At 68.0% G+C, this 18,770-nt stretch carries 20 protein-coding genes, 1 tRNA gene and 1 pseudogene; 19 read left to right on the top strand and 3 right to left on the bottom strand.

Going from position 1 to position 18,770, the window contains the following annotated elements:
- Positions 1–69 precede the first annotated feature (69 nt).
- Positions 70–1,113 (top strand): annotated as a pseudogene (locus GEV26_RS15205) (UDP-N-acetylmuramate dehydrogenase); the annotation flags it as partial.
- Between the two features lie 3 nt (positions 1,114–1,116).
- Here GEV26_RS15205 and GEV26_RS15200 read toward each other — a convergent pair.
- From GEV26_RS15200 to GEV26_RS15190, 3 genes are read right to left on the bottom strand one after another with little or no spacing between them, the layout of a single operon-like run.
- Positions 1,117–1,653 (bottom strand): DUF4190 domain-containing protein, encoded by a 537-nt coding sequence (locus GEV26_RS15200; RefSeq protein ID WP_153654406.1) that lies wholly within the window; start codon positions 1,651–1,653, stop codon positions 1,117–1,119.
- A gap of 27 nt (positions 1,654–1,680) precedes the next feature.
- Complete coding sequence (locus GEV26_RS15195; protein ID WP_153654404.1) at positions 1,681–1,989, bottom strand: DUF4190 domain-containing protein; 309 nt, start codon at positions 1,987–1,989, stop codon at positions 1,681–1,683.
- Positions 1,986–3,035, bottom strand: coding sequence for an adenosine deaminase (locus GEV26_RS15190; protein WP_279586744.1), 1,050 nt, complete (start codon positions 3,033–3,035; stop codon positions 1,986–1,988). The genes GEV26_RS15195 and GEV26_RS15190 overlap by 4 nt, the downstream gene beginning before the upstream one ends.
- 146 nt (positions 3,036–3,181) lie before the next feature.
- On the opposite strand from GEV26_RS15190, the gene GEV26_RS15185 reads away from it, so the two are divergent.
- From GEV26_RS15185 to GEV26_RS15100, 18 genes are all read left to right on the top strand, one after another.
- Positions 3,182–3,254 (top strand) — tRNA-Trp (locus tag GEV26_RS15185).
- Between the two features lie 50 nt (positions 3,255–3,304).
- A complete protein-coding gene (gene secE, locus GEV26_RS15180; RefSeq protein ID WP_173490728.1) occupies positions 3,305–3,526 on the top strand; it encodes a preprotein translocase subunit SecE in 222 nt (73 codons plus the stop codon).
- A gap of 21 nt (positions 3,527–3,547) precedes the next feature.
- Positions 3,548–4,360: a transcription termination/antitermination protein NusG gene (gene nusG / locus GEV26_RS15175; protein ID WP_243838779.1), complete on the top strand. Its 813-nt coding sequence runs from the start codon at positions 3,548–3,550 to the stop codon at positions 4,358–4,360.
- Between the two features lie 62 nt (positions 4,361–4,422).
- A complete protein-coding gene (gene rplK, locus GEV26_RS15170; RefSeq protein ID WP_153654400.1) occupies positions 4,423–4,851 on the top strand; it encodes a 50S ribosomal protein L11 in 429 nt (142 codons plus the stop codon).
- Between the two features lie 89 nt (positions 4,852–4,940).
- Positions 4,941–5,654, top strand: a complete 714-nt coding sequence (gene rplA / locus GEV26_RS15165) for a 50S ribosomal protein L1 (RefSeq protein ID WP_153654398.1) — start codon at positions 4,941–4,943, stop codon at positions 5,652–5,654.
- A gap of 301 nt (positions 5,655–5,955) precedes the next feature.
- Positions 5,956–6,618, top strand: a complete 663-nt coding sequence (rplJ, locus tag GEV26_RS15160; protein ID WP_153654396.1) for a 50S ribosomal protein L10 — start codon at positions 5,956–5,958, stop codon at positions 6,616–6,618.
- A 55-nt stretch (positions 6,619–6,673) separates the two neighbouring features.
- Complete coding sequence (gene rplL / locus GEV26_RS15155) at positions 6,674–7,060, top strand: 50S ribosomal protein L7/L12 (RefSeq protein WP_153654395.1); 387 nt, start codon at positions 6,674–6,676, stop codon at positions 7,058–7,060.
- A 295-nt stretch (positions 7,061–7,355) separates the two neighbouring features.
- Complete coding sequence (locus GEV26_RS15150; protein ID WP_153654393.1) at positions 7,356–8,318, top strand: ABC transporter ATP-binding protein; 963 nt, start codon at positions 7,356–7,358, stop codon at positions 8,316–8,318.
- Positions 8,315–9,091: an MlaE family ABC transporter permease gene (locus GEV26_RS15145; protein ID WP_243838778.1), complete on the top strand. Its 777-nt coding sequence runs from the start codon at positions 8,315–8,317 to the stop codon at positions 9,089–9,091. The genes GEV26_RS15150 and GEV26_RS15145 overlap by 4 nt, the downstream gene beginning before the upstream one ends.
- Before the next feature lie 2 nt (positions 9,092–9,093).
- Positions 9,094–9,939, top strand: coding sequence for an MlaE family ABC transporter permease (locus tag GEV26_RS15140; protein WP_153654391.1), 846 nt, complete (start codon positions 9,094–9,096; stop codon positions 9,937–9,939).
- Between the two features lie 3 nt (positions 9,940–9,942).
- Positions 9,943–11,421 (top strand): MCE family protein, encoded by a 1,479-nt coding sequence (locus tag GEV26_RS15135; RefSeq protein ID WP_153654389.1) that lies wholly within the window; start codon positions 9,943–9,945, stop codon positions 11,419–11,421.
- On the top strand, positions 11,418–12,515 hold the full coding sequence (locus tag GEV26_RS15130) for an MCE family protein (protein WP_243838777.1): 1,098 nt from the start codon (positions 11,418–11,420) through the stop codon (positions 12,513–12,515). The genes GEV26_RS15135 and GEV26_RS15130 overlap by 4 nt, the downstream gene beginning before the upstream one ends.
- Positions 12,512–13,510 carry an MCE family protein gene (locus GEV26_RS15125; RefSeq protein ID WP_153654387.1) on the top strand — a complete coding sequence of 333 codons (999 nt, stop codon included), beginning with the start codon at positions 12,512–12,514 and terminating at the stop codon, positions 13,508–13,510. Before GEV26_RS15130 ends, GEV26_RS15125 begins: the two co-directional genes overlap by 4 nt.
- Positions 13,507–14,682, top strand: a complete 1,176-nt coding sequence (locus tag GEV26_RS15120) for an MCE family protein (RefSeq protein WP_153654386.1) — start codon at positions 13,507–13,509, stop codon at positions 14,680–14,682. Before GEV26_RS15125 ends, GEV26_RS15120 begins: the two co-directional genes overlap by 4 nt.
- Positions 14,679–16,097, top strand: a complete 1,419-nt coding sequence (locus GEV26_RS15115; RefSeq protein ID WP_153654384.1) for an MCE family protein — start codon at positions 14,679–14,681, stop codon at positions 16,095–16,097. Before GEV26_RS15120 ends, GEV26_RS15115 begins: the two co-directional genes overlap by 4 nt.
- Entirely contained in the window at positions 16,094–17,311 is a 1,218-nt protein-coding gene (locus GEV26_RS15110) for an MCE family protein (RefSeq protein ID WP_153654382.1), read from the top strand. Before GEV26_RS15115 ends, GEV26_RS15110 begins: the two co-directional genes overlap by 4 nt.
- Complete coding sequence (locus GEV26_RS15105) at positions 17,308–17,871, top strand: hypothetical protein (protein WP_153654380.1); 564 nt, start codon at positions 17,308–17,310, stop codon at positions 17,869–17,871. The genes GEV26_RS15110 and GEV26_RS15105 overlap by 4 nt, the downstream gene beginning before the upstream one ends.
- Positions 17,868–18,701 carry a hypothetical protein gene (locus tag GEV26_RS15100; RefSeq protein WP_153654378.1) on the top strand — a complete coding sequence of 278 codons (834 nt, stop codon included), beginning with the start codon at positions 17,868–17,870 and terminating at the stop codon, positions 18,699–18,701. The genes GEV26_RS15105 and GEV26_RS15100 overlap by 4 nt, the downstream gene beginning before the upstream one ends.
- Positions 18,702–18,770 lie beyond the last annotated feature (69 nt).

The following is an 18,770-nucleotide window of genomic DNA, read 5'->3' as shown; positions in this document are numbered from 1 at the left end:
CACGACGGCTCCCACTGCTTCGGCTCGTGGGGGCCTTCGTCGTTCCCCGACCGTCCCGCAGCGGCCTCGCCCCGCGCTGCTAGCGTCGCGGCCATGGACCTGGCCGAGCTGACGACGCTTCGTCTCGGCGGCCCCGCGCGGGCCGTGATCGACGCGACCACCGAGGACCACCTCGTCGACGCCGTACGGATCGCGGACGAGGCCGCCGACCCCCTGCTGCTCGTGGCGGGCGGGAGCAATCTCGTCGTCGCCGACGAGGGATTCGACGGCACCGTCGTGCGGGTGCTGACCCGCGGCGTCACGGTGGACGTCGATGCGTGCAGCGGCGCGATGGTCACGGTCGCGGCGGGGGAGCCCTGGGACGATCTCGTGGCCCGCGCGGTCCAGGAGGGCTGGGTCGGTGTCGAGGCGCTGTCCGGCATCCCCGGCTCGACCGGCGCGACGCCGATCCAGAACGTCGGTGCGTACGGTCAGGAGGTCGCCCAGACCATCGCGTCGGTGCGCGCCTACGACCGCTACGATCGCCGCGTCCGCACGTTCGCGGCGGCCGACTGCGGCTTCGCCTACCGGCACAGCCGGTTCAAGGCCGAGCCCCAGCGCCACGTCGTCCTGAGCGTCACGTTCCAGCTCGCCCTGGGAGACCTGGGCGCCCCCGTCGCGTACGGCGAGCTCGCCCGCACGCTCGGCGTCGAGGTCGGCGGCCGGGCCCCCGCGGCCGACGTCCGCGACGCGGTGCTCGGCCTGCGTCGCGGCAAGGGCATGGTGCTCGACCCGGACGACCACGACACGTGGAGCGCGGGCTCGTTCTTCACCAACCCGCTGCTGACGCCCGAGCAGGCCGCCGCCCTTCCGTCCGGCGCGCCGCGCTTCGAGCAGCCGGACGGGACGGTCAAGACGAGTGCCGCGTGGCTGATCGACCACGCGGGCTTCGCCAAGGGCCACGGCAACCAGCACGTGTCCCTGTCGACCAAGCACACCCTCGCGCTGACCAACCGGGGCGGTGGCAGCACGGCCGAGCTGCTCGACCTCGCCCGGGAGGTCCGGGACGGGGTCGAGCAGGCCTACGGCATCCGGCTGGTCAACGAGCCGGTGATGATCGGCTGCTCGCTGTAGGCCTCAGGCCCTGAGGGTGCCGAGCGTCGCGAACGCCGAGCGCACCATGGTGTTGTAGGTGCCGCTGTCGGAGTCGTCCCAGAAGTCGTCGATCGTCAGCGACAGGACGATGAGCAGGAGGATGAACGCGATGGCCAGCGCGAGCAGCACCGAGCCGATGATGCCCAGCACGAATCCGGCCTTGGCCTCGCTGCGGCCCTGGAGCTGACCGTGGCTCTCGTCGATCTCCCGCATCGCCTTGCGTCCGAAGAACCACGCGAACGGTGAGGCGAGCAGCGGCAGCCAGCACATCAGCCCGCCCGCGACGCCGACGATGCCAAGGACCATGGCGGTCGTCGCGTTGGGGTGCTTGGGCGCGGTCGGGCCGTAGCCGTAGCCCGGCTGGGGGTAGCCGTAGCCCGGCGGGGGCGCCTGGCCCGGCGGGGGATAGCCGTAGCCCGGCGGGGGCGTGGGCTGCTGCCCGGGCGGCGGATAGGCCGATCCCCAGTTGGGCTGGTGCGGTGGATCCTGCTGCGGCTGTCTGGGCTCGTCCTCGCTCATGTGCCCAAGCGTCCCACAGCCCGGTGCTCAGTAGCCCGACTCGTAGCCCTGGACGATCGTGAGCCCGGTGAGGGCCAGGACGAGCAGCAGCAGCGTCGCCACCAGGAGGCCGCACGCGACGATCCCGAGGATCATGCCGGCACGCGCGGCGCCCGCGCCCGACCACCGGGTGGGGTCCCGCTCGACCTCGCGCTGGGCGGACGCGCCGAGGTACCAGGCCAGGGGGCCGAGCAGCAGGGGGACGACCAGCACGACACCCGCGACCGCGCAGGTGCCGAGGACGAGCGACGCCGTGGCGCCGGGCGCACTCTCCGCGGGAGGCCGGAGGGTGCTCATCGACCGTCGTCCGGGGGAGTCTCGAGCCACGTGTCGACCCCGGCGAGCGAGCGCTGGACCAGCTCGGCAGGTGCGTACGAGCGCCGGATCGACATCCGGCCGAGCTCGGCCAGCTCGACGTCCGAGAAGTCCTGGGCGGCCCGCAGGATCGTGTACTGGGCGGCCAGGCGTGAGCCGAACAGGAGCGGATCGTCCGCGCCGAGGGCGACGTCGACCCCGGCCTCGGTCAGGATCCGGACGGGCACCTCCTCGTAGGTCGCGTAGACCCCGAGCGAGACGTTGGACGTCGGGCACACCTCGAGGGCCACGCCGCTGTCGGCGACCCGGTCCAGGACGGCCGGGTCCTCCGCACAGCGGACGCCGTGGCCCAGGCGGGAGGGGTGCAGGTGGTCCAGGCACTGGGTGACGTGGGCGGGGCCGCGCAGCTCGCCGCCGTGGGGGACGAGCGCGAGACCGGCGCGCTCGGCGATCGCGAACGCCGGACCGAACTCGCGTGTGTCGCCGCGCCGCTCGTCGTTGGACAGACCGAAGCCGATCACGCCCCGGCCTGCGTACTGCGCGGCCAGGCGCGCCAGCGCGCGGGCGTCGAGGGGGTGCCGGGTCCGGTTCGCGGCGATCACGACGCCCATCCCGATGCCTGCGCGTTCCGAGGCGTCCCGCACCGCGTCGATCACCAGGTCGGTGAACTCGGTCATGTTGTGGAACCGGGAGGCGTAGCCGGACGGGTCCACCTGGATCTCGGTCCACACCGAGCCGTCGGCGGCGTCGTCGAGCGCGGCCTCCAGCACGAGACGCCGCACGTCGTCCTCGGTCCGCAGCACCGACCGGGCGACGTCGTACAACCGCTGGAACCGGAACCAGCCCTTCTCGTCGGCCGTGCTCAGCTCGGGCGGCCACTCCTCGGTCAGCGACGCGGGCAGACGGATGCCGTCGCGCTCGGCCAGCTCGAGCAGCGTCCCGTGCCGCATCGAGCCGGTGAAGTGCAGGTGCAGATGGGCCTTGGGCAGGGCGGCGACCGGACGGAAGCCTTCAACCGGGTCGGACACGTCATCCATCCTGCCAGCCGGCGGGCGGACCTGCGTGCCTCGGTTCGACGGCGGCACACCCCACCACGTACACTTGACCCACCGGTGAATTTTCACTCTGAATCGTCATGCCCTCGTTCGGCTCGCGGTTCGGCGAATTTGACCGAAGGGCACTAGCTCAACTGGTAGAGCATCGGTCTCCAAAACCGAAGGTTGGGGGTTCAAGTCCCTCGTGCCCTGCGCAACATGACCACGCTGCACCGAAACGAACACTGACCAAGGAGCACCACGTGAGCGATCGTCACGAGCTGGCCGGCACGTCCGGCAAGCGCACCTCGCCGATCACGTTCTACCGCCAGGTGATCGCCGAGCTCCGCAAGGTGGTCTGGCCGACGCGCCCCCAGGTCGTCAACTACTTCTGGGTCGTGCTGGTGTTCGTGCTCGTCATGATGGCGATCGTCGCCGGACTCGACTACGGGTTCGGCAAGGCAGCCTTCGCCATCTTCGCTTAAGCAATTCTCCAAAGGATCACTGTGACTCAAGGTTACGAAGAGAACATCGACGTCGACGCGGACGAGCAGTCCGCCGCGGCCGATGTCGACGCGCCCGACGCCGAGGAGACGACCGACGAGGTCGACACCGCGGCTGACGAGGCCGACGTCGACGCCGCCACCGACGCCGAGGACTCTGTCGGCGCCGAGGACGGCGAGACCGAGGACGCCGAGGAGCCCGTCGTCGACGCGCTTCAGGAGTTCAAGGACCGTCTGCACAACCAGATCGGTGACTGGTACGTGGTTCACACCTACTCCGGCATGGAGAAGCGTGTGAAGTCGAACCTCGAGAACCGGGTGACCTCGCTCAACGCCGAGGACTACATCTACGAGGTCGTCGTGCCGACCGAGGAGGTCGCCGAGATCAAGAACGGTCAGCGCAAGCTCGTCAAGCGCACCGTCCTTCCCGGTTACGTCCTGGTCCGCATGGACCTCACCGACGAGTCGTGGGGCGTCGTGCGCCACACCCCGTCGGTCACGGGATTCGTGGGCAACTCCCACCAGCCCGTCCCCCTCAGTCTTGCCGAGGTCGAGAGCATGCTCGCCCCGGCAGTGGAGGCCGAAGTCGCAACTGCGGCAGACGTCTCCGATCAGCAGCAGGCGAAGGCCGCCAAGGTCGAGTTCTCCGACTTCGAGGTCGGCGACTCCGTCATGGTCGTCGATGGACCGTTCGCCACGCTGCACGCGACCATCACCGAGATCAACATCGATGCACAGAGGGTCAAGGCCCTCGTGGAGATCTTCGGCCGCGAAACGCCGGTCGAGCTCAGCTTCACCCAGATCCAGAAGGTCTGAGCGAAGCACCTGAGCCCACCGGTTCACGTACACGCACCAACCATCAGTCAAGGACCCGAGAAATGCCTCCCAAGAAGAAAGTCGCAGCCATCGTCAAGGTGCAGCTGCAGGCCGGTATGGCCAACCCGGCACCGCCCGTCGGTACCGCGCTCGGCCCCCACGGCGTCAACATCATGGAGTTCTGCAAGGCCTACAACTCGGCCACAGAAGCCATGCGTGGCAACGTCATCCCGGTCGAGATCACCATCTACGAAGACCGCACGTTCAGCTTCGTCACCAAGACCCCGCCCGCGGCTGAGCTGATCAAGAAGGCTGCCGGTCTGCAGAAGGGTTCGGCCGTCCCGCACACGGACAAGGTCGGCAAGATCACGAAGGACCAGATCCGCGAGATCGCCACGACCAAGCTGCCGGACCTCAACGCGACCGACATCGACGCCGCCATGAAGATCGTCGAGGGCACTGCGCGCTCGATGGGCGTCACGACGGACTGATCTCCTCCAGCACACCGCACCACTAGTGGCAGGGCCAGCTGGGCCCGTACAGACCACGACTGGTTCACACACACGAAGGAACACCAGAGATGGCACAGCACAGCAAGGCGTACCGCGAGGTCGCCGAGAAGATCGACAAGGACAACCTCTACACCCCGCTCCAGGCCACCACCCTGGCCAAGGAGTCGGGCAGCAAGAACTACGACTCGACGGTGGACGTCTCGATCCGCCTCGGTGTCGACCCCCGCAAGGCCGACCAGATGGTGCGCGGCACCGTCAACCTCCCGCACGGCACGGGCAAGACCGCACGGGTCCTGGTCTTCGCCACCGGCGCCAACGCCGAGGCTGCCCGCGAGGCCGGTGCTGACTACGTCGGCGCCGACGAGCTGGTCGACAAGGTCAACGGGGGATGGCTCGACTTCGACGCCGTCGTCGCGACGCCGGACATGATGGGCAAGGTCGGTCGCCTGGGTCGCGTGCTCGGCCCCCGCAACCTCATGCCGAACCCCAAGACGGGCACGGTCACGCCCGACGTGGCCAAGGCCGTCGGTGACATCAAGGGCGGCAAGATCGAGTTCCGCGTCGATCGTCACGCCAACCTGCACTTCGTGATCGGCAAGGCGTCGTTCTCCGCCGAGCAGCTCGCCGACAACTACGGTGCAGCGCTCGACGAGATCCTGCGCATCAAGCCGGCCAGCTCGAAGGGCCGCTACGTCCGCAAGATCACGGTCTCCACGACCAACGGTCCGGGCATCCCGGTCGATCCGAGCCGCACGAAGAACTACGCGGTCGACGAGGCCTGAGCCTTCGTACCACCTGCCCGGCCCCCTGCCGACGCCCACAGCGTCGCCAGGGGGCCGGTGCCGTTCGGGGGCGATTTGGTTCCGCCGCCCCGGTGCCCTATTCTGGAAGTGCCGAAGACCGCTGGCAGGTAGTTCTCATGAGCTGCCCGAAGCGCCCGAGAGGGCGGCCCGCGCAGGTTCACGATCCAGATGCAGCAAGATGCGTCCCGTGGCCCTGTGCCCGGGACGTTTTTTCGTGTCGGGCCCGTGTACGCACATGGGATCGCAGTCTAGGTATGACCCATGTGCTGGAAGGAGACCCATGGCAAACGCGGAAAAGACAGCCGCTGTTGCGGAGCTGGCGGACAACTTCCGTCAGTCGAGCGGCGCTGTCCTCACCGAGTACCGCGGTCTCACCGTGAAGCAGCTGCAGGAACTGCGGCGCTCGCTCGGTGAAGACGTGAACTATGCCGTCGCCAAGAACACGCTGACCAAGATCGCCGCCAAGGACGCAGGCGTGGAGCTCGACACCGAGCTGCTCACCGGTCCGACCGCGATCGCCTTCATCAAGGGCGATCCGGTGCTGGCAGCGAAGAGTCTGCGTGACTTCGCGAAGACGAACACGCCCCTCATCATCAAGGGAGGCTTCCTCGACGGGAAGATCCTCTCCGCTGAGGAGATCAACAAGCTGGCCGACCTCGAGTCGCGCGAGGTCCTCCTCGCCAAGCTCGCAGGTGGCATGAAGGCCAGCCTGTCGGGCGCCGCGTCGCTGTTCGCCGCCCCGCTGTCGCAGGCCGCCCGCGTTCTGGGTGCCCTGCAGGCGAAGGCCGAGAGCGATCCGTCGATCCTGGCTGCGGGCCCCGAGCCCGTCGCTGTCGCCGAGGAGGCCCCCGCGGCCGACGAGGCTACTGAAACTCCGGCCGAGGCACCCGCCGACGCCGCTCCTGTCGAAGCGTCTACCGACGCCGAGACGACCGAGGGCTGAAAGCCCGATTCACATCGGGACCCCCTCGGGGTCTCAATAACGGAAGGACGCCCCCATGGCGAAGCTCAGCACCGCTGATCTGCTGGATGCATTCAAGGAAATGACCCTCATCGAGCTCTCCGAGTTCGTGAAGGAGTTCGAGGACACGTTCGACGTCACCGCGGCCGCCCCGGTCGCCGTGGCTGCGGCTCCCGCCGCCGGTGGCGCTGCTGCCGACGACGCTGCCGAGCAGGACGAGTTCGACGTCATCCTCGAAGGCGCTGGAGAGAAGAAGATCCAGGTCATCAAGGAAGTTCGTACGATCACCGGTCTCGGACTCAAGGAGGCCAAGGACCTCGTCGAGGGTGCTCCGAAGCCCGTCCTCGAGAAGGCCAACAAGGAAGCTGCCGACAAGGCGAAGGAGGCCCTCGAGGCCGCCGGCGCCAGCGTCACCGTCAAGTGACACACGGCTAGCTGCTCTTTCCAGAGGCGCTCCTCCCTTCGGGGTGGGGCGCCTTTGGCATGCCCGGGGTCGATCGGCCCTGTCTCACCGTGGCCTGGGTCACGTTTGTCACTCGAAGTTACATGGGGTATGTTCGGCCAGTCCTCGGGTGTTAACTCCGAGTCACAGTTGGACGTGATCCGTAACTTTCGACGCGGATCCTCGTTGCACCTGTGTCTGCGGTCACACGCGCCGAGGATGTGGGAGCTCTGCCGGCAGCAGCCGGTGGGCCACGGTGAGCAAGGAGGGGCCGTCCGTGGGCGTTGAAGTCGTCGTCGAGGGTCTGACGAAGAAGTTCGGTAGCCAGACGATCTGGAACGACGTCACGCTGACCTTGCCCGCCGGCGAGATCTCCGTGATGCTCGGCCCGTCCGGCACCGGCAAGTCGGTCTTCCTCAAGACGCTCATCGGCCTGCTCAAGCCCAACTCCGGACACATCTTCATCGAGGGTGTGGACATCGCGAACTGCAAGGAGAAGGAGCTCTACGAGATCCGCAAGCTCTTCGGCGTGCTGTTCCAGGACGGTGCGATGTTCGGCTCGATGGATCTGTACGACAACGTCGCGTTCCCGCTGCGTGAGCACACCCGCAAGTCCGAGTCCGAGATCCGCACGATCGTGATGGACAAGATGGAGCTCACAGGCCTCGTCGGCGCGGAGCGCAAGCTCCCCGGCGAGATCTCGGGCGGCATGCGCAAGCGCGCCGGCCTGGCCCGCGCCCTCGTGCTGGATCCGGAGATCCTGCTGATCGACGAGCCCGACTCGGGCCTCGATCCCGTGCGCACGTCCTACATCAACCAGCTCTTCATCGACCTGAACGCCCAGATCGACGCGACGTTCCTGATCGTCACCCACGACATCAACACCGCCCGCAAGGTGCCCGACAACATCGGCCTGCTCTACCACAAGCACCTCGCGATGTTCGGCCCGCGCGAGATGCTGCTGACGTCCGAGGAGCCGGTCGTCGCGCAGTTCCTCAACGCGCAGACGGTCGGACCGATCGGCATGTCGGAGGAGAAGGACGCCGACGAGCTGGCCGCGGAGCAGGGCATTGCGATGCCGCCGCTCCCGCCGGTGCCGATGCAGCTGGAGACCTCCGACGGCCGTCCGCGCCGCGGTCAGCGCGAGCCCGGTGCCTGGTGCCGTGACAACGGAGTCGTCCCGCCCGCCGGCTCCTTCGAGCCGAGCGCCGAGCAGGTCCCTGCCGGTGGTGCCGCGTGAGCACTGCGGTCCTGACCGGCCCCGCACGGGTCGCCGGCAACCTGTTCGCCTTCGCGCTGGACGTGATGGTGGCGCTGTTCCGGCGCCCGTTCCAGCTCAAGGAGTTCCTGGTCCAGGCCTGGTTCATCGTCAAGGTCACGATCGTCCCGACCGCATTCGTCGCGATCCCGTTCGGTGCGGTCATCGCGCTGCAGACCGGCGGCCTGATCAAGCAGTTCGGCGCCCAGTCGTTCACCGGCTCGGCCGCGGTGCTCGCAGTCGTCCAGCAGGCCGGGCCCATCGCCACGGCGCTGCTCATCGCGGGGGCCGCGGGGTCCGCGATCGCCGCGGACTTCGGCGCGCGACGCATCCGTGAGGAGCTCGACGCCATGATGGTGCTGGGCATCGACCCGATCCAGCGCCTGGTCGTCCCGCGCGTGCTGGCCTGCATGCTGGTCGCGGTCTTCCTCAACGGCCTGGTGACCGTGGTCGGCGTCGCGGGCGGCTACGTGTTCAACGTCGTGCTGCAGGACGGGACGCCCGGCGCGTACGTGTCGTCGTTCTCTGCGCTCGCCCAGCTGCCCGATCTCTACCAGGGCATGATCAAGGCCCTGGTCTTCGGCTTCCTCGCCGCGATCGTCGCGTCCTACAAGGGGATGAACGCCAAGGGCGGCCCCAAGGGCGTCGGTGACGCGGTCAACGAGGCAGTCGTCATCACGTTCACGCTGCTGTTCATCGTGAACTTCGTCCTCACGGCGGTCTACATCCAGATCGTCCCGCCGAAGGGGATGTGACGATGTCCGACAAGACGGCTCTGTCGACGATCACGAGCGTGCCCGGCAAGCTGGGCGACTTCCTGGACAGCCTCGGCCGCCAGATGCTCTTCTACCTGCGCGTGTTCCGCTCGATCCCGCGCACGATCGCCAACTACCGCAAGGAGATCGTCCGGCTCCTGGCCGAGGTCACGCTGGGCTCGGGCTCGCTCGCGGTCATCGGCGGCACGGTCGGCGTCATCGCGGCGATGTGCTTCTTCACGGGCACGTCGGTCGGCATCCAGGGCTATGCGGCGCTCGACCAGCTGGGCACCGCAGCCCTGACCGGCTTCATCTCCGCCTACTTCAACACCCGCGAGATCGCGCCGATCGTCGCGGGCATCGCGCTGGCCGCGACGGTCGGCTGCGGCTTCACTGCCCAGCTCGGCGCGATGCGCATCAGCGAGGAGGTCGATGCCCTCGAGACGATGGCGATCCCGTCGCTGCCGTTCCTCGTGACGACCCGCGTCATCGCGGGACTCATCGCGGTCGTGCCGCTGTACATCGTGGGCCTGCTGGCGTCCTACTTCGCGACACGACTGACGGTGACGTGGATCAACGGGCAGAGTCCGGGCACGTACGACCACTACTTCAACACCTTCTTGCCACCGCAAGACGTGCTCTGGTCGTTCGTGAAGGTCCTGATCTTCGCAGTCGTCGTGATCCTCATCCACTGCTACTACGGCTACTACGCGACCGGCGGTCCCGCAGGCGTCGGCGTGGCCGTGGGCCTGGCCATCCGTACCTCGATCGTCGCGGTCAACGTCGTCGACCTGCTCGCCTCCATGGCGATCTGGGGCACGAACGTCACCGTGAGACTGGCGGGCTGAGGCATGGCACGCACTCCCGTCCTCGAGCGGCCCACCTCCCTGAAGGTGCTGGGCACGGCCTTCCTCGCGATCGTGCTGTTCTTCCTGTGGATCACGTACGCGTTCTTCACCAAGGCGTTCGTCGACTACGACACCGTGACCCTCAAGGCCGACACGGCGGGCGTCAACCTGCCGCAGAACGCGGACATCAAGCTGCGCGGCATGATCGTCGGCGAGGTGCGCAGCGTCAGGACCGACGGCGACGGCGTCGAGCTCGAGCTCGGCATGAACCCGAAGCTGATCAAGGACGTGCCCAAGGACGTCACCGCGCAGCTCGTCCCCAAGACGCTGTTCGGTGAGAAGTACGTCGCCCTGATCCCGCCGGCGGGCGCCGGGACCGGCGGCCCGTCGCTGCAGGCCGGCGACACGATCACCAAGGCCGACGTGCCGATCGAGGTCGAGACGCTGCTCAACGACCTCTACCCGTTGCTCGAGGCGGTCGACCCGGCCAATCTGTCCTACACGCTGAGTGCGGTGTCGTCGGCCCTCGAGGGTCGCGGCACCCAGCTCGGCGAGACGCTGGTGACGCTCAACAGCTATCTGCGAAAGATCGATCCCGAGGTGCCGCAGCTCATCACCGACGTGACCAAGCTCGGGACGGTTGCCGACGGCTACGCCGACGCGATGCCCGACATCGGCCGCCTGCTGCGCAACACCGTGGTCACGGGCAACACGGTCGTGGCCAAGAAGGCCCAGCTCGCGGCGTTCTTCGACGAGGGCACCGACTTGTCCGACACCCTGACCGCGTTCACGACCGAGAGCGGCGAGGACCTCGTCGAGCTCGCGGGCGACAGCCGTCCTGTGCTGGAGGTCGTCGCCGACTACTCCGTGACGTTCCCCTGCTTCCTGAAGTCGATGGACACCTTGATCCCGCGTCTGGACAGTGCCTACCGCGACGGCATGCTGCACATCGACGTCGAGCTGATCAAGCAGCCCAATGCGTACGCGTACAACAACGCCGATCCGGACGACCCGGACAACGAGAACCTGGCGGCCTCCAAGGAGGTCTTCGACGCAGCCCGCAAGGAGCCCGGCGCGACCAGCGCCCGCGGCATCAACGGCCGCAACGCCGCCTCCCCCTCGTGCATCGACCTCAACGAGATCAACAAGGGACGCGCTCAGCAGGAGGCGTTGTCCTCGCAGAAGAACCCGTTCAAGATCCCGGCGGACGTCTACCGGCTCGTGGGCGTCAAGCGGGCCCACTCCAAGTTCGGCTCCACGGGTGCGGACGGTGACTTCGCCAAGAACCGCCCCGCGGCGTCCAGCCTCGACCTGCAGAACCTCGTGCAGCCCAGCATCGGCGCGACCGACTCGGCGGGGGAGCGGGCGCAGCTGGACGTGCTGATCGGCTCGATGACCGGCACGAAGGCCTCCGAGGTGCCCGACATCGGCTCGCTGCTGGTGGGCCCCCTGCTCCGCGGGACGAAGGTGAGCCCGAAGTGAAGCAGATCGACAAGGAGTCCATGGGGGCGGCCGTCAAGCTCGGCTTCTTCTTCGCCTTCACCGGCATCTCGACGCTGATCCTGGCCCTGACGCTGAGCAACGGATCGTTCGGGGACCGCAAGGAGTACAAGGCGGTCTTCGCCGACGTGACGGGCATGGCGAAGGGTGACGACGTCCGCATCGCAGGAGTCGCGGTCGGCGTGGTCAAGAAGGTCGAGATCGTCGAGCGGGACAAGGCCCTCGTGACGTTCGGCGTCGACTCCGACGTGCCCCTGACGGGCAACACGAACGCGACCATCAAGTTCCGCAACCTCGTGGGGCAGCGCTACATCGCCCTGACCCAGGGGCCCGAAGGTGCCAAGACGATCCTCAAGGCGGGCAGCACGATCCCGATGGAGCGCACGAAGGAGGCGTTGGACCTCAACGTCCTGCTCAACGGCTTCAAGCCGGTGTTCCAGGCCTTGTCGCCCGCGGACACCAACAAGTTCGCGTACGAGATCGTCCAGACGCTGCAGGGCGAGAGCGGCAACGTCGAGAACCTGCTCGCGCGCACCTCGTCGCTGACCGGCACGCTCGCCGACCGGGACAAGCTGATCGGTGACGTGATCGTCAACCTGAGCGACGTCCTGGACACGATCGGCAGCCGCGACGAGCAGCTGACCGAGACGATCGACACCTTGCAGCAGTTCGTGACCGGTCTGAAGGACGACCGCAACGCGATCCTCGACTCGGTCGACTCGATCTCTGACCTGACCGACGAGACCTCCGACCTGCTCGTGCAGGGCCGACCGGCGCTCACCGAGGACATCAAGCAGCTGCGGGCGTTGACCGGCAACCTGTCGTCCAAGAAGAACCTCACGACCGTGTCGCGGTCGATCCAGATCCTGCCGATCAAGCTCAGCAAGATCGGCACGGCGGCCTCGACCGGCAGCGAGTTCAACTTCTACCTGTGCGAGATCAACGGCAGCATCACGATCCCCGAGGTCAAGCTCGGGGGAGTGACCGTGCTGCCCGAGACGCCCCTCGACCTGACGGGTTCCCAGGGACTCAAGGTCGGCGGATCGCGCTGCAACCAGCCGGGGTATGACAAGTGAAGCCTTTCCGCGAGCGCAATCCCGTGATCATCGGCGTCATCGGCATCGCCCTGCTCGCCCTCATGATGCTGGGCGCCTTCCGCGCCGACCGGCTGCCGATCATCGGCGGCGGTGACACGTACCACGCGGAGTTCGCCGAGATCGGCGGTCTCAAGGGTGGCGACGAGGTCCGGGTGGCCGGCGTCTCGGTGGGCAAGGTCCGCTCGATCGAGCTCGACGGAGCCAAGGTGCGCGTGACGTTCACGATCGACAAGGGCACCGAGTTCGGCCGGGACACCGGCGCGGACATCCGGGTCCGTACGTTGCTGGGGGCCGAGTTCCTCGCCCTCACCCCCGACGGGGAGGGCCAGCTCGAGAAGGGCTCGACGATCCCGATCGCCCGGACGACCCCGCCGTACGACGTCGTGGAGGCGTTCTCGGACCTCAGCCGGACGACCGACGCCCTCGACGTGACCGAGCTGTCCAAGGCGCTGGACACCCTCTCGGAGATCTCGACCCAGACGCCCGAGGAGTTCCGCGGCGCGATCCGGGGCGTGTCGGACCTGTCCCGCAACCTGGCCGCCCGGGACGACCAGATCAACACGCTGCTGATCAACCTCAAGAAGGTCTCCGGAGTCCTCAACTCGCGGAACGAGGAGCTCGTGACGCTGTTCGAGGACTCCGACACCCTCTTCACGGCGATCAGCGAACGACGCGACTCGATCCACCGCCTCCTCGTCTCGACGCAGTCGATCTCGACGCAGCTGCGTGGACTGGTCAAGGACACCCGGGCGGATCTGCGACCCGCGCTGGAGCAGCTCGACGTCGTGACCACGATGCTGCGCAAGAACGAGGCGAGCCTGGACGAGGCGCTGCGGGTCTACCCGGCCTTCACCCGGGTGTTCGCCAACGCGCTCGGCACCGGGCCGTGGTTCGACACCTACCTGGGCGGCCTGACCTCGGCCGCCGGCCTGGGTGAACAGCTCTCCGAGGTGCTGAGGAGGCAGAAGCGATGATCGCCCAACGTCTCGCGGGACTCTCCAGGCTGCTGGTCGGCGCGGTCGTGCTGCTGCTGGTCGCTGCGCTGCTGCTCTTCCTCAACAAGGGCGACGGCAAGCGCTACCTGACCGTGGACTTCCAGCAGACCAACTCCCTCTACAAGGGATCCGACGTCAAGATCCTCGGTGTCCCTGTCGGCGAGGTCGAGAGCCTGACCCCGCGAGGGGACGTCGTGCGCGTCAAGATCGCGTACGACGGCAAGCAGAAGCTGCCCGCCGACGTCAAGGCCGTCGTCGTGTCGCCGTCCATCGTGGGCGACCGCTTCGTCCAGCTCACGCCCGCCTACACGGGCGGGGCGGCGCTGCGCGACAAGGCCTTCCTGCCGGTGGACCGCACTGCAGTGCCGATCGAGCTCGATGCGATCTACAAGTCGCTCGACGACCTCTCGGTCGCGCTCGGCCCCAAGGGCGCCAACAAGGAGGGCTCGCTCAGCACGCTGCTGGACAGCACGGCCGAGCAGTTCGAGGGCCAGGGTGCGCAGGTCAACGAGACGATCAGGAACTTCGGCAAGCTCAGCTCGACCCTGTCCAACAACAAGGACGAGCTGTTCGGCAGCCTGCGCGAGGTCGAGGAGTTCGTCAGCCTGCTGAAGACCAACGACTCCGCGGTCCGCTCGTTCAACGACAGCACCGCCCGCGTCTCGGAGGTCCTGGCCGGTGAACGCGACGATCTCGCCGCGACGCTCGAGGCGCTGAGCAAGGCCTTGGTCGACGTCAACTCCCTGGTCAAGGAGAACCGCTCGGCGCTGCGGGGCAACGTCGACAACATCGCCTCCCTCGCCAAGCTGCTCGCCAAGCACAAGGACGACCTCGAGGAGATCACGGTGAACGCCCCGACCGCGCTGAGCAACGTGGCCCTCGCCTACAACGGCACCTCCGGCACGCTCGACACCCGCGCCGACCTCCCCGAGATCGTCTTCAGCGCCCTCGACAACCCCGCGAGCCTGGTGTGCAACCTGCTGGGGGAGACCATCGACGACAAGGGTCTGTGCACGGGGCTGACCGACGTCCTGGACAGGTTGAAGCCGGACACGACCCTGCCCCGGACGAGCGTCGCACCGGCGCCGGCCGCGACCTTCGACGATCCGGTCTACGACTCCCTCGCCGGCGTCCTGGGAGGCAAGCGATGAGCCGCCGACGTCACCTGCGCCTGCCGATCCTCGCGGCGGTCTCGGCGCTGCTGCTCAGCGGCTGCGGCTTCTCCCCCTACAAGCTGCCCCTGCCCGGCGGTGCCGATCTGGGCAGCGAGCCCTACACGGTCAAGATCCAGTTCCGCGACGTCCTGGACCTGGTGCCCCAGAGCGCGGTGCGGGTCGACGACATCGCGGTCGGCAAGGTCACCGACGTCACCTTGCAGGGGTGGACCGCGGTCGTGACGGTCAAGGTCAACCGCGACGCCAAGCTCCCCGACAACGCGGTCGCCACGATCCGCCAGACCAGCCTGCTCGGCGAGAAGTTCGTCTCGCTCGCGCCCCCGCCCACCGGCGGTTTCGGCTCGCTCGGCAACGGCGACACGATCCCCCTTGACCGGGCCGGCCGCAATCCGGAGATCGAGGAGGTGCTGGGCGCCGCGTCCCTGCTCTTCAACGGCGGAGGCCTGGAGAAGACCAACACGATCATCAAGGAGCTCAACAACGCGCTCGGGGGCAATGAGCCCGAGGTGCGCGAGCTCATCTCGTCCACGTCGTCGTTCATCACGCAGCTCGACGAGAACAAGGAGGCGCTGCTGACCTCCCTGGAGAAGGTCGACCGCCTCGCGAAGGCGACCCAGAAGCAGAGGTCAGCGATCACGGGCGCGCTCGACGAGCTGCCCGCCGCGCTCAAGGTCGTCAACCAGCAGCGTGACGACCTGGTCGGCCTGCTGCAGTCGCTCGACAAGCTGAGCAACGTCGCGACAGACGTCATCGCGCGCTCGAAGGACGACACCGTGGCCGATCTGAAGGCGCTCGCTCCCACGCTGGAGAACCTCGCGAAGGCGGGCGACGATCTCGCCTCGGGCACCCGTGCACTGCTGACCTATCCGTTCACCGACGGCTTCGTCGGCAACTCGGTCGCCGCGGCGACCGGGCGCTGCCAGGACTCGCCGACGGTCAAGGAGGGGGCGTGCTTCGGTGACTTCGCCAACCTCTCGCTGAGCCTGGATCTCAACGCCGATCAGCTCACCAACCTGCTGGGGCTCGATCTCGGCGAGCTGACGGACGCACCGAAGGCTCCCGCGGACGCCACGGAGCCGGGCGACACCCCGGCTTCGGAGGATCCGCTGGGCACGGGGGACCTGGCCGACCTGCTGTCGGGCCTGCTCACCGGCGGCAAGGGCTCCGGCTCCGCCGACAAGGACTCGGACACGGGTCCCGGCACGGGCTCGGGCGGTTCGGGCAAGGGCTCCGGCAGCCCGTCCACACCTGCTCCCGCCACCCCCAAGCCCACCAAGCCGACGTCCAAGGGCCTGCTGTGCGGGCTGTTCGGATCGTGCCGGGCGCCGGTGGCCGACACCGCGTCCTCCGACGTCGAGCGACTCCTCCTGCAGACGGCGGTGGCCCCATGATCACCAGGCTGACCAAGATCCAGCTCGTCATCTTCGCGATCGTGACGGTGATCGGCGGGGCGTTCGTCGGCGGGCGCTATGCCCAGCTCGACCGGATGGTGGTCGATCGCAGCTTCCCCGTCACGGTGCAGTTCGCCGACTCCGGAGGCATCTTCGCGGGGGCGCAGGTGACCTACCGCGGCATCACGGTCGGCGAGGTCGACCGGCTCCAGTTCAACAAGGGCGGGGTCCAGGCGACGCTCGACATCGAGAACAGTGCGCCGAGCATCCCGCGGGACGTGATGGCGGTCGTCGCCAACAAGTCCGCGATCGGCGAGCAGTACGTCGATCTGCAGCCCCGCACCAACAAGGGCCCCTACCTCGCCAAGGGCAGCAGCATCCCCGAGCGCGACACCCGCATCCCGATCGACACCACGACCCTGCTGGTCGATGTCAACGACCTCGTCACCTCGGTCAACACCGACAGCCTGCGCACGGTCGTCGACGAGCTGGGTCAGGCGTTCGAGGGCACCGGCGACGACCTCGCGACGATCCTCGACACGTCCTCGGAGTTCATCCGGACCGCCGACGACAACTTCGACGTGACCCGCAAGCTCATCCGTGACTCCGACACGGTCCTGCAGACGCAGATCGACAAGCGCGGCGAGCTCGCGACGTTCTCGAGCAATCTCGCCCTGCTGTCGGACACCCTCGTCGAGGCCGACCCGGACCTGCGCCGCCTGCTCGACGAGGGCAGCGCGAGCGCCAAGACCCTGCGCAAGGTCGTCGACGAGAACTCGACCGACCTGAGCAGCGCGGTGCGTGACCTCGTGACGGCCGGCAAGCCGCTCAAGGAGAACGTGAGCGGGGTGCAGGCGGTGTTCGTCCTCTATCCGTACCTCCTGGAGGGGACGTTCACGGCCCTCAAGCCGGCCCGCGAGAACGGCAAGGAGACGGGGGAGTGGAATGCAGCCTTCGGTCTCGTGCTGACCGACACCACGGCCACCTGCACGTTCGCCCAGCAGGGCGGGGGTTCGGGCTACCGCGAGCGGCGCCCCGAGGCGACGATCAGCGATGCGCAGTTCGACACCGACGTGGACTGTAAGGTCAAGGACAACAAGATCGCGCGGCAGGCGTCCAAGACGGTGCTGAAGCGGTCCGCCGCAGCCGGGTCGGCGCTGGCGGCAGACGGAAAGGACTCGTGGAAGTGGCTTCTGCTCGATCCGGCCCAGTGACCGCGTGGTCCGGCCGCCGTCGAACGATCCGCGTCCTGGCAGCACTCGCCTCCTTGGGCGTGCTGCTGGCCGTCGTGGGTGTCGTCCTGCCGAGCTTCGGCAGCGACGAGTCCGGCGACCGCGAGAAGGTCACGTCACGGGCGAGCGACTTCGCCGTCGCGATGAACACCTTCGACTTCGACGAGCCCGAGGACTACCGGGCGCGCATCAAGACCCTGCTGACCCCGGCCTACTACCGCGAGTTCCTCGAGAACTCGAAGGCCACCGAGCAGGTGCTCGAGAACAACAAGGTCACGCTCAAGAGCGGTGACGCCAAGATCATCGGCATCGGCGTGGAGAGCATCGACGACGACTCCGCCGACGTCATCGTCGCGTTCGACGCCGCGATCTCCAGCGACAAGGCGGCCGTGACCGCGCCGCGCGAGTTCCGCTGGAAGATCGCGTTCAGCAAGACCAAGGGAGAGTGGCTCGTGTCGCGGTTCGAGAGCGTCGGCACCGTCGAGTCGCAGGCGGGTGCCGCTCCTGACGCGGCGCCGACCCCGGGGAGCGGGGGCCGATGAGCGAGCCGACAGGTCCCGTGCGGCGCCGGCGGATCGCGGGCGAGAGCGCCCCGGCGGCACTGACCCCGAAGCAGCCCGCGCCCCGGCGGACGTCCGCCAAGAAGGCGCCGCTGAAGAAGTCGGCACCGCCGAAGAAGACCGCAGTCGCCACCACGTCGGCGCCGGCCAAGAAGGCGGCGCCGGCCAAGAAGGCGGCACCTGTCAAGAAGACTGTGCCCGCCTCCCAGCCCGCGTCCGCGACCGCCGACGGGCGTGAACGGTCGGGCCCGAGCCGCGCCGATCTGCGCTGGCTGGTGCCCGCGGTGCTGGCCACCGCCGCGGTGCTGGTGCTCGGCGTGCTGCTCGCGGTCCGCGGGTTCTCGGACTTCCGGGACGACGGCAGCGGCGTCGAGAAGGCCCAGGGCGAGGCGACCTCGGCGGCCGCCACCGCGGCGGAGTCGATCTTCTCCTACCGGTTCGACCAGCTCGACCAGTACGTCAGTGACAGCCAGGCGCTCATGACTCCGACGTTCGCCAAGAAGTTCGGCGAGATCGGTCCGGTCCTCGACGAGATCGCGCCGCAGAACAAGGTGCAGGTCAAGGCTGTCACGCGCAGTGCGGCCCCGATCGACTGCGGCGAGGAGTGCTCGACCACCAAGGCCGACGTGCTGATCTTCGTCGACATGGTCCGTCTCGTCGGCGGATCGGACGAGACGACCGTGTTCCCCAACCGCATCAAGGTCTCGATGGTCAAGGGATCCGACGGATGGCTGGTGGGCGACATCGTCACGTTGTCAAATTCGCCGTCATTGCCGGGGGAAAATCCCCAGACTGACGAAAAAGGCAAATAGCCTCCCTGACCGGGAGCCGATTGTCAAGGCCCGGCCTTGCCTCGGCGTGGCTTGCGCGTTACACTGAAC

The sequence above is a fragment of the Aeromicrobium yanjiei genome, assembly GCF_009649075.1.
GTDB lineage: Bacteria > Actinomycetota > Actinomycetes > Propionibacteriales > Nocardioidaceae > Aeromicrobium > Aeromicrobium yanjiei.
Note: the sequence above shows the minus strand (reverse complement) of the source record. Positions and strands in the feature narration are given on the sequence as shown.